Consider the following 3,868-nt stretch of genomic DNA (forward strand, 5'->3'; position numbering starts at 1 on the left):
TTTGAGTATGGCTCCCCCCTTTTTTAAGGGGGGCTGGGGGGGATCATAATCTTGCGGAAAACTTTGAAAACACGCCCTAGGGGTGGGTTCCTGTTCCCTGTTCCCAGATCCGCTGTTCCCTAAAACCAGGAAATCTGTACCTCACCAAATTTAAAACCGCTATAACCTAGACTCTAAATATCTAAATCGTTTAGATTGAGTCGAGCGCCATAGGTTTCAATGAATTGGCGGCGAGGAGCAACCCGGTCTCCCATGAGTACAGTAAAGATTCTGTCTGCTTCAGCAGCATCTTCGATTTCGATTTGCTTCATGGTGCGAGTTTCTGGATTCATGGTGGTGTCCCACAACTGCTGTGGCATCATTTCACCTAATCCTTTGAATCGTTGGATGTTATAGTTAGCGTTTTCAGGAAATTGGCTAATCCGCTCTTGTAGTTCGCGATCGCTATAACAATAGTTATGGTTGCGACCTCGTTCTAGTTTATATAAGGGAGGACAAGCGATGTAGATGTAGCCTTGGTCTACAAGGGCTCGTTGATAGCGGTAGAAGAAGGTTAGTAATAAAGTACGGATGTGAGCGCCATCCACATCAGCATCAGTCATTATTACAATGCGGTGGTAGCGTAAATTGGACGGATCGAATTCTTCTCCTTTAATCCCTAGCCCTAGGGCTGTAATTAGGGATTGGATTTCTGTGTTCTTGTAAATTTTGGCATCATCAGTTTTCTCAATGTTGAGGATTTTTCCACGCAGGGGGAGAATGGCTTGGAATTGGCGATCGCGTCCTTGTTTAGCACTGTTGTGAACAAACACCCCACTCTCTAAAGCGAAGTTATGGGTATGAGGCACTTCGATATCATAGACATCTACCAATTCTTCTAGGGGTTCAATGGAAACAACTTGGTAGTTATAGTTAGCAACAGCTTCACAAACCTGTGTCTGATTACCCCCAAAAGCGGAATAAGCTTCTTTGTTTTGGGTTTTGACTTTTGCCTGTTTCCTGATTTCTGCCAGTGGGCGATACAGAGGCATTAGTAAATCATCAGGAGTCAGAGATACTGCAGGCTTATAAGTACCATCCCGCAACATGAACAGGTGATCGGGAGTGCAAATAATAGTTTCTGAGTTATCTAAGGTAAGTTTGATGACTTTAGCATTGGCTTTGGTCATTCTGGGATTGATAATCCGTTCTATTCCGATGCTGCCGTTATTGGTGATCGTGTAGCAAAAATGCTCTTTACCCATAGCTTGTTCAGCTACCAGTTCTTTGAAGCTCAAGGAGCGTCCATCAGCCAGGGCAACCTGTGTCTCTCCAGAAAAACATCCCCCTGCACTATCCCCCTCAACGATAAATATCTCTGATTCCCCTGGGTCCCGAGAACTACAATCGGCTAACTTACCGGGTAAGGGAGAAGACTCTAGTACTGACTTGCGCCGCACTAATTCACGAGCACGACGAGCAGCTTCTGCGGCTTTATAGGCCTGAATCGCTTTTTCTAAAATAGTATCAACTACTTGGGGACGAAAATCCAGGTATTCAGTCAAGACTTCCCCAACTAGGGAATCTACAATGCCCCTTACTTCTGTATTTCCCAGTTTAGTTTTGGTTTGACCTTCAAATTCTGGCTCTGGGACTTTGACAGAAATCACCCCAGTTAATCCTTCTCGGATATTCTCACCACCTAGGTTAGACTCACTTTCTTTGAGTTTATTGCGCTTGCGTGCGATCGCATTCATGGTTCGGGTCAAGACAGTCTTGAGCCCTTCCAAGTGGGTACCACCATCAATGGTGCGAATATTGTTCGCAAAACCCAGCAAATTATCACTATAGGCATCAATGCACCATTGTAGTGCCACTTCCACTTGGATACTTTTGCGTTCCCCTTGTATATAAATAATCTCCTCGTGTAGGGGGTGCTTTTCTCGGTTCATGTAAGCGACATATTCCTGGATCCCTCCTTCGTAGTGATAGGTTTCTACTCTGGGTTCTTCCAGGCGATGGTCTGAGAAGGTAATTTTAACACCAGCATTCAGGTAAGCCAGTTCTCGGAGACGTCCGGATAAGGTAGTATAATCAAACTCAATACCGCCAGTAAAGATTTCGGTATCTGGCTTAAAGTTTACTGAGGTACCAGTGTGGGCCTTTTTATAGGGCTTGACGAGTAGTTCAGTCATGGGCACACCCCGCTCATAGCGCTGGGTATGTTCTTTTTTCTCCCGCCACACCGTTACATCTACCCACTCAGACAGAGCATTGACTACGGAAACACCAACACCGTGCAATCCTCCAGAGACTTTATAGCCGCCGCCACCAAACTTACCACCGGCATGAAGTACGGTCATTACGGTTTCCAGTGCTGATTTCCCTGTGGTAGGGTGGGTGTCCGTAGGAACTCCTCGTCCGTCATCGGTAACGGTTACGGAACCATCGCTATTGATATCAACTTCGATGTGAGTACAATACCCAGCCAGCGCTTCATCGATGGAATTGTCTACAACTTCGTAGACTAGATGATGGAGACCCCTAGGTCCAGTTGTCCCGATGTACATCCCTGGGCGTTTCCGCACCGGTTCGAGACCTTCTAGAACTTGAATCTGATCGGCACTGTAACTACTCGTCATAATCTTTCGGGGTTTTCCGTTAAAAGCTTTGAAAGGCTATGATTCATCAAAAATGATAAAACACCCGAAGATTGTAACACAAAAGCCTTATAGGCGACCACAGCCCATTTTCATAGGTTATTTCTATAGGGGATTAACTATATAGGGTATGATGGTGTCAGTGGGTCAGTGCTCAAGTTAGTCCCGAATGCCACAATGGAAGATGAAACAGCCCTCCGCTCAAAACTCAAAACTCAACACTGAGCACTCAGCAGTAATAGTAATTTGCGGTGCTACAGCTACAGGTAAATCGAGTCTAGGGATAGCATTAGCACAGCGAGTTAGTTCAATAATTCTTAATGCTGATTCTCGTCAGGTTTACCGAGAATTGGATATTGGAACCGCTAAGCCGACACTGGCTCAACAACAGCAGGTACCCCATTATCTGATCGACATCTGTGATCCAACAGAAACCTTAACTGTAGCTGATTATCAACAGCAAGCCCAGGAAATTATAGCTAGCAAACACAGGGAAGACCGGGTAGATCAAGCAGATTTAAACAATAACCCTCTTTTCCTAGTTGGTGGTACTGGTTTATATATCAAATCGGTAGTGCGGGGGTTAAAAATTCCTCGGGTTGCGCCTCAGGAAGATTTGCGATCGCAACTAGCTGCTCTTGGTCAAGCTCAGCTGTATAATTTCCTCCAACAGATTGACCCTGTTGCTGCTCAGAAGATTCATCCCAATGACCAAGTGCGGACATTGCGAGCATTGGAAGTATTTTATGTAACTGGAATTCCGATATCACAGCAGCAGGGAGAGAATCCTCCTAATTATCCAATTCTCCAGATTGGTTTGGAATGTCGGGATTCTGAAACTATTACCCAGCGGATTGCTCAGCGTACTGACCAAATGTTAGCAGCAGGATTTGTGGCTGAGGTGGAAACTATTGTTCAGAAGTATGGATGGAATTTACCGTTACTGGATACGTTGGGATATCGGGAAATTAAAGATTATCTTGCTGGTAACTTATCCCTTGAGCAGGCCAGAGAGTTAACTGTTGTCCACACTCGCCAATTTGCGAAACGTCAACGCACTTGGTTTAAGGCTTATCCTGAGATTGAATGGTTTGATGCTGATTGTCGTGATTTGTTGGAGAAAGTTTGGCAGCGAATAGAAGGTTTTTTAGAATTGAGAATTAAGAATTAAGAATCGGGAATCGGGAATCGGGAATCGGGAATCGGGAATCGGGAATCGGGAATCGGGA

At 45.1% G+C, this 3,868-nt stretch carries 2 protein-coding genes; one reads left to right on the plus strand and one right to left on the minus strand.

Annotated features, from left to right (window positions below; all coding sequences use genetic code 11):
• Window positions 1-173 precede the first annotated feature (173 nt).
• Complete coding sequence (gene gyrB / locus BJP37_RS05520) at window positions 174-2,621, minus strand: DNA topoisomerase (ATP-hydrolyzing) subunit B (RefSeq protein ID WP_075897105.1); 2,448 nt, start codon at window positions 2,619-2,621, stop codon at window positions 174-176.
• Between the two features lie 202 nt (window positions 2,622-2,823).
• Here gyrB and miaA point away from each other — a divergent pair, with 202 nt between their 5' ends.
• A complete protein-coding gene (miaA, locus tag BJP37_RS05525; protein WP_075905793.1) occupies window positions 2,824-3,810 on the plus strand; it encodes a tRNA (adenosine(37)-N6)-dimethylallyltransferase MiaA in 987 nt (328 codons plus the stop codon).
• Window positions 3,811-3,868 lie beyond the last annotated feature (58 nt).

It is taken from the genome of Moorena bouillonii PNG, assembly GCF_001942495.1.
GTDB lineage: Bacteria > Cyanobacteriota > Cyanobacteriia > Cyanobacteriales > Coleofasciculaceae > Moorena > Moorena bouillonii.

Coding starts and splice junctions, on each gene's coding strand:
- gyrB (WP_075897105.1), bottom strand. CDS start 2,621: ATGACGAGTAGTTACAGTGCCGATCAGATTCAAGTTCTAGAAGGTCTC.
- miaA (WP_075905793.1), top strand. CDS start 2,824: ATGAAACAGCCCTCCGCTCAAAACTCAAAACTCAACACTGAGCACTCA.